Raw genomic sequence first — 6,380 nt, 5'->3', positions numbered from 1 at the left:
GCATCGCGAAGAACACGCCCTGGTTCGCCTGCGAACCCGAGTTCGGCTGCACGTTCGCGGCTTCCGCGCCGAACAGCTGCTTCACGCGGTCGATCGCGAGCTGCTCGACGATATCGACGTATTCGCAGCCGCCGTAATAGCGCTTGCCCGGATACCCTTCCGCGTACTTGTTCGTGAGCTGCGAGCCCTGGGCGGCCATCACGGCCGGGCTCGTGTAGTTTTCCGACGCGATCAGCTCGATGTGATCTTCCTGGCGGCGGTTTTCCTGCTCGATCGCTGCAAAGAGTTCGGGATCGACGTTCGCAATGGTGCTTTGGGCTCTGTCAAACATACGGTTTCCGTTAAGTGTGTACAGGTTGACCGTGGCGGCCGAGTACATTGCGCTGCTGGCGGAACCAGCTCGACGTGGCGGAAGAATCCGTATGACGCGAGACAGGACAGCCACCGGCGATGCACGCAACGGCGCACAACGGCTGCCCAGGCGAACGGCAAAAACGGCGCCCCGCGCTTCACGGTGGGATGCTCCACCTTGAACCCGAAGGGTTCTATCGCCAGTCACGCAGGGGTGATGAGCGCGTTAGTGTATTGGATGCGTCATGAATAGGCAACCGCACGGCAGCGGCCCCGAAACAATAAGGGCCAGACTCTACGCACCCGTGCCGACGCGCTTTGGCGCCTTGCCGCGGTGCGGCAATCTCAGTAGGCTTGCGGGATACTATCCGCTACTTTGTTACCGACCAGGAGCAGCAATGATCGTGTTCGTCACAGGCGCGTCCGCCGGCTTCGGCGCCGCCATCGCCCGTGCCTTCGTCAAGGGCGGCCACCGTGTCGTCGCAACCGCGCGCCGCAAGGATCGTCTCGATACGCTCGCGGCCGAACTCGGCGACGCGCTGCTGCCGTTCGAGCTCGACGTGCGCGACCGCGCGGCCGTCGAAGCCGTGCCGGCCGCCCTTCCCGCCGAATTCGCCGCACTCGACGTGCTCGTCAACAACGCCGGTCTCGCGCTGGGCGTCGAGCCGGCCCAGAAGGCCAGCCTCGACGAGTGGCAGACCATGATCGACACGAACTGCTCGGGCCTCGTGACCGTCACGCACGCGTTGCTGCCCGGGATGATTGCGCGAGGCCGCGGCCATATCTTCAATCTCGGTTCGGTAGCCGGCACCTATCCGTACCCGGGCGGGAACGTATACGGCGCAACCAAGGCATTCGTCAGACAATTCAGCCTGAACCTGCGCGCCGACCTGATCGGCACGCCGTTGCGCGTCACCGACATCGAGCCGGGCCTGTGCGGCGGCACGGAATTCTCGAACGTCCGCTTCCGCGGCGACGATGCGAAGGCAGCGAACGTCTACCAGAACGTCCAGCCGCTCACGGCCGAGGACATCGCCGACACGATCTACTGGATCGCGACGCGCCCTGCGCACGTCAACATCAACACGATCGAGATGATGCCGGTCGCCCAGGCCCCGGCCGGCCTCACGATCCATCGCGGCTGACATGGCGGGCGCAGCCGCGGGCCCGCCTCCGGCCGGCCCGCGGTGTGCTGCGACGTACTACATTCCGTTACGAATCGGTTACGAATCCGGCCTCGGCCTTCCGGTAGAATGCGCGCCATGACTCAGCCTACCCGCTCCCCGGACGCGCCCTCCGGCTTTACCTGGCCGGTACGCGTGTACTACGAGGATACCGACGCAGGCGGCATCGTCTTCTATGCCAACTACCTGAAATTCTTCGAGCGCGCCCGCACCGAATGGCTGCGCGCGTGCGGCATCGACCAGCGTCGGCTCGCCGACGACACGGGCGCGATCTTCATCGTCCGCAGCACGTCGCTCGACTACCGCGCACCGGCGCGACTCGACGACGCGCTGACGATCACGAGCCGGCCCGGACGCATCGGCCGCGCATCGGTGGAATTCGCACAGGAAGCCTGGCGTGGCGACACGCTGCTCGTCGCCGGACACATCCGCCTCGGCTGTGTGGACAGCACCGGCATCCGGCCCGCGGCCATCCCGCCGGTCGTGCTCGACGTGCTGCAACGCGGGCCCGTCATCGACGCCGGGCAGACTGTATTGTCAACGAAGCTCGGATGAGCACCGTTTAGACAAAGCCTATGAACTTGCCTTCCTGAATCGATACTAAGCAAGGTTCGGCGCCAGGCCTGGCCGGCGCGCCGCGCCGCATGCACCTCGTGCGCCCTCGCCGGACATCCCCGAAGGGACGTTACTCAAACCTCTATGAACACTTCTCAAGACCTGTCGATCATTTCCCTCGTCCTCAACGCGAGCGTGCTGGCCCAGGCCGTGATGGGGCTGCTGTTGCTGCTGTCGCTGATGTCGTGGACCTTCATCTTCCGCAAGTGGTTCGCGATCCGCCGCGCACGCGCGCAGACCGAACGCTTCGAAAGGGATTTCTGGTCGGGCGGCGACCTGCAGGCGCTGTACCAGAGCGCGGCCAACAACCGCCACACGATCGGCGCGCTCGAGCGGATCTTCGAATCGGGGATGCGTGAATTCCTGAAGGCGAAGGAAAAGCGCATCAGCGACCCGGGCCTCGTGCTCGACGGCGCGCGCCGCGCGATGCGCGCGTCGTTCCAGCGTGAAATGGACGTGCTCGAAGCAAACCTCGCGTTCCTCGCGTCGGTCGGCTCGGTCAGCCCGTACATCGGTCTGTTCGGCACCGTCTGGGGGATCATGAACTCGTTCCGCGGCCTCGCGAACGTGCAGCAGGCCACGCTCGCGAACGTCGCACCGGGCATCGCCGAGGCGCTCGTCGCCACCGCGATCGGCCTGTTCGCCGCGATTCCGGCGGTGGTCGCGTACAACCGCTACGCGCACGACATCGACCGCCTCGCGATCCGCTTCGAGACCTTCATCGAAGAGTTCTCGAACATCCTGCAGCGTCAGGCCCAGTAAGGAGCGCGCCATGGCAGGAAGTCCCATTCGATCCAGCATGCGCGGCGGCCGCTCGCGCCGCGCGATGGCCGACATCAACGTCGTGCCGTACATCGACGTGATGCTGGTGCTGCTCGTGATCTTCATGGTCACGGCACCGCTCGTGGCCCCGTCGATCATCAATCTGCCGACCGTCGGCAATGCAGCGCCACAGGAACAGACGCCGCCCGTCGTCGTCAACATCAAGGCCGACCGCACGATGAGCGTCAAGTACAAGGGCGACGCCGGCGCGACGCAGGAAGACACGATGACCAAGGCCGAGCTCGACAGCTTCATCGTGGCCCGGCAGGCCGATCATCCTGACCAGCCGGTCGTGATCGCGGCCGACAAGACCGTGCAGTACGATGCGGTCATGACCGTGATGTCGGATCTGAAGGCGCGCGGCGTCAAGCGCGTCGGCCTCCTCGTCAAATCGCAATGAACCGGCAGCAATCCACGCGCAGCAACGGCTACCCGTCTCAGCCTCCTCGCGAGCGCGGCACCTGGCGCGCGTTCACGCTCGCCGCGCTGATGCACGTGTTGCTCGCGCTGTTCCTCTATCACGGCGTGCAGTGGCAGAACAGCACGCCGGCCGGCGCCGAAGCCGAGCTGTGGACCGAGGTGCCCGACGTCCCCGCGCCGCGGCCCGTCGTCACGCCCACGCCGCCCGCGAAGCTCGCACCGCCCCCTCCCCCGGTCCGCGACGAGCAGGCGGACATCGCGCTGCAACAGAAGAAGCGGCAGCAGGAAGCGGCCGCGCGCGAAGCGCTGCTCGAACAGCAGCGCCGCGCGCAGCAACTGAAGGCCCAGCAAGAGGAAACCCGGCGCGAGCAGCTCGCGGCCCAGCAGGCCGCCGCGCTCGCCGCGCAGAAGGCCGCCGACCGCGACAAGCAGAAGCAGGCGGACAAGCTCAAGCAACAGCAGCTCATGGAGCAGCAGAAGCTCGAACAGCAGAAACTCCAGCAGCAGAAACTGCAGCAACAGAAGCAGGCGCAGGCGGAAGCCCAGGAGGCAGCGAAGGCCAAGGCCGACGCGGCCGCGAAGGCGAAGGCGGAAGCCCAGGCGAAGGCAAAGGCCGAAGCGGCCGCGCGCGCGAAGGCCGATGCAGCAGCGAAGGCGAAGCTCGACCGGGAGCGGAATACGCGTCTCGCGCAGATGCAGGGCCTCGCGGGCGCCGGCGAAGGCGGCGGCCAGGGGCTCGCGAAAAGCGGCACCGGCACGGGCTCCGGCGGCAATGCGGCGTCGCCCGGCTATGCCGACAAGGTGCGCCGCCGCGTGAAGCCGAACATCGTCTGGGGTGGCGAGCGTGAGGGGCTCACGACGATCGTCAAAATCCGCTGTACGCCTTCGGGCGACCTGCTGAGCGTATCGGTCTCGCGGCCGAGCGGAAATTCAGGGTGGGATCAGGCGGTCGTCAATGCGATCCAGGCGTCGGTCCCGTTACCGCCCGATACTGACGGTCATACCCCGTCCAGTATTACGATTACCTTCAAGGCGGCGGAGTGAGCGGAAATGCGCTTACACTCCGGGCGTCGCTGCCGGACGGGAACGAATCGGGTATTTTTACTGTCTCTGCGCTTGCGCAGCGATCCAAGTCACATGGGAAGCAAGAAGCATGAGTTTGATGACGAAACTAGGTTTCAGGGCACTCGTGGCCTCGTGTCTGATTGCGGCCGGCGGCGCCGCTAACGCGCAGGTCAACGTGCTGATCACCGGCGTCGGTTCGACCCAGTTCCCCATCGCCACCGCGAACTTCGCGAACGAGGCAGGCCTGCCGCAGCAGGTCACGTCGATCGTCCGCGCGGACCTCGCCCGCAGCGGCAAATTCACCAATATCGACGCGGGCAGCACGCCCGTGCCCGAGACCGCTTCGGTCGATCTCGGCGCATGGAAGGCCAAGGGCGCGAACGCGTTCGTCGCCGGCAGCGTGAACCGCGAAGCGAACGGCCAGTACAAGGTGAACTTCATCCTGTACGACACCGTGAAGCAGCAAAGCCTCGGCGGCCTGTCGCTGACGGCAAACGACAACACGCTGCGCACGGCCGGCCACAAGATCGCCGACTACATCTACCAGAAGCTGCTCGGCGTGCGCGGCGTGTTCGCCACGCGCCTGTCGTACGTGATCAAGACGGGCAACCGCTACCAGCTGCAGATCTCGGATTCGGACGGCCAGAACGCGCGCATCGCGCTGTCGAGCACCGAGCCGATCATCTCGCCGGCCTGGTCGCCGAGCGGGACGAAGGTTGCGTACGTGTCGTTCGAGCGCAAGAAGCCGATCGTCTACATCCATGACCTGCCGACCGGCCGCCGCTACATGGTCTCGGACCAGAAGGGCAACAACAGTGCGCCGGCGTGGTCGCCGGACAGCAACACGCTGGCCGTTGCGCTGTCGCTGACGGGCAATACGCAAATCTATACGGTCAATGCGAACGGCGGTGGCCTGCGCCGTCTCACGCAGAGCAGCTCGATCGACACCGAGCCGTTCTACTCGCCGGACGGCCAGTGGATCTATTTCACGAGCGATCGCGGCGGCGCGCCGCAGATCTACCGGATGCCCGCGCAAGGCGAAAGCGCCGGCTCGGCACAACGCGTGACCTTCACCGGCAGCTACAACACCAGCCCGCGCATCAGCCCGGACGGCAAGCTGCTCGCTTACATCTCCCGCACGGGTGGGGGCTTCAAGCTGTACGTTCAGGATCTGCAAACCGGCGCGGCGAACGCCATCACGAATACCAATCGCGACGAATCGCCGAGCTTCGCGGCAAACGGCCAGTACCTTCTCTACGCTACCCAGTCGGGTGGCCGCAACGTGCTGGCCGCAGTGCCCTCCGACGGCAGCGCGCCGCCGCAGATCCTGTCCGTCCAGGGCGGCTCCGTTCGCGAGCCGTCGTGGGGGCCCTTCATGCAATGACCACAAGGAGAGTAACCATGATGTCGAATAAAGCTCGTCTGGCCCTGGCCGTGATGATGATCAGCGCGCTCGCAGCGTGTAAGTCGGGCGTGAAGCTCGACGACAAGGCGAATGCCGGCGGTGCGGTGAGCACGCAGCCGAGCGCCGACAACGTCGCGCAAGTGAACGTCGATCCGCTGAACGATCCGAACAGCCCGCTCGCGAAGCGCAGCATCTACTTCGACTTCGACAGCTATTCGGTGAAGGACGAGTATCAGCCGCTGATGCAGCAGCACGCTCAGTACCTGAAGAGCCACCCGCAGCGCCACGTGCTGATCCAGGGCAACACCGACGAACGCGGCACGAGCGAGTACAACCTCGCGCTGGGCCAGAAGCGTGCGGAAGCCGTCCGCCGCGCGATGGCACTGCTCGGCGTGAACGACTCGCAGATGGAAGCCGTGAGCCTCGGCAAGGAAAAGCCGCAAGCATCGGGTCACGACGAAGCCTCGTGGGCGCAGAACCGTCGCGCCGACCTCGTCTACCAACAGTAAGTAACGGAA

General features: G+C 65.6%; 7 protein-coding genes, 1 pseudogene and 1 riboswitch. Of the genes and pseudogenes, 7 read left to right on the top strand and 1 reads right to left on the bottom strand.

Annotated elements, in window-relative coordinates; translation table 11 throughout:
• Positions 1-331, bottom strand: a pseudogene (gene glyA, locus DIE21_RS14270) (serine hydroxymethyltransferase); the annotation flags it as partial.
• Positions 332-468: 137 nt separating this feature from the next.
• Positions 469-569, bottom strand: a riboswitch (ZMP/ZTP riboswitch).
• Positions 570-749: 180 nt separating this feature from the next.
• Here glyA and DIE21_RS14260 point away from each other — a divergent pair.
• The 7 genes from DIE21_RS14260 (at position 750) to pal (ending at position 6,371) form a co-directional block, all read left to right on the top strand.
• Entirely contained in the window at positions 750-1,496 is a 747-nt protein-coding gene (locus tag DIE21_RS14260; RefSeq protein ID WP_124498301.1) for an SDR family NAD(P)-dependent oxidoreductase, read from the top strand.
• 108 nt (positions 1,497-1,604) lie between these two features.
• Positions 1,605-2,090, top strand: coding sequence for a tol-pal system-associated acyl-CoA thioesterase (gene ybgC / locus DIE21_RS14255; RefSeq protein ID WP_124498300.1), 486 nt, complete (start codon positions 1,605-1,607; stop codon positions 2,088-2,090).
• A gap of 144 nt (positions 2,091-2,234) precedes the next feature.
• On the top strand, positions 2,235-2,912 hold the full coding sequence (tolQ, locus tag DIE21_RS14250) for a protein TolQ (RefSeq protein WP_010091489.1): 678 nt from the start codon (positions 2,235-2,237) through the stop codon (positions 2,910-2,912).
• A gap of 10 nt (positions 2,913-2,922) precedes the next feature.
• Positions 2,923-3,372, top strand: coding sequence for a protein TolR (tolR, locus tag DIE21_RS14245; protein ID WP_124498299.1), 450 nt, complete (start codon positions 2,923-2,925; stop codon positions 3,370-3,372).
• Complete coding sequence (gene tolA, locus DIE21_RS14240) at positions 3,369-4,436, top strand: cell envelope integrity protein TolA (RefSeq protein WP_124498298.1); 1,068 nt, start codon at positions 3,369-3,371, stop codon at positions 4,434-4,436. Before tolR ends, tolA begins: the two co-directional genes overlap by 4 nt.
• Positions 4,437-4,545: 109 nt before the next feature.
• Positions 4,546-5,841, top strand: a complete 1,296-nt coding sequence (gene tolB / locus DIE21_RS14235; RefSeq protein ID WP_124498297.1) for a Tol-Pal system beta propeller repeat protein TolB — start codon at positions 4,546-4,548, stop codon at positions 5,839-5,841.
• Between the two features lie 17 nt (positions 5,842-5,858).
• Positions 5,859-6,371, top strand: a complete 513-nt coding sequence (pal, locus tag DIE21_RS14230) for a peptidoglycan-associated lipoprotein Pal (RefSeq protein ID WP_043189435.1) — start codon at positions 5,859-5,861, stop codon at positions 6,369-6,371.
• Positions 6,372-6,380: the final 9 nt, after the last annotated feature.

This window comes from Burkholderia sp. Bp9140, assembly GCF_003853425.1.
Classification (GTDB): domain Bacteria; phylum Pseudomonadota; class Gammaproteobacteria; order Burkholderiales; family Burkholderiaceae; genus Burkholderia.
The sequence above is the reverse complement of the archived record's forward strand: the minus strand, read 5'-3'. Positions and strand labels throughout refer to the sequence as shown.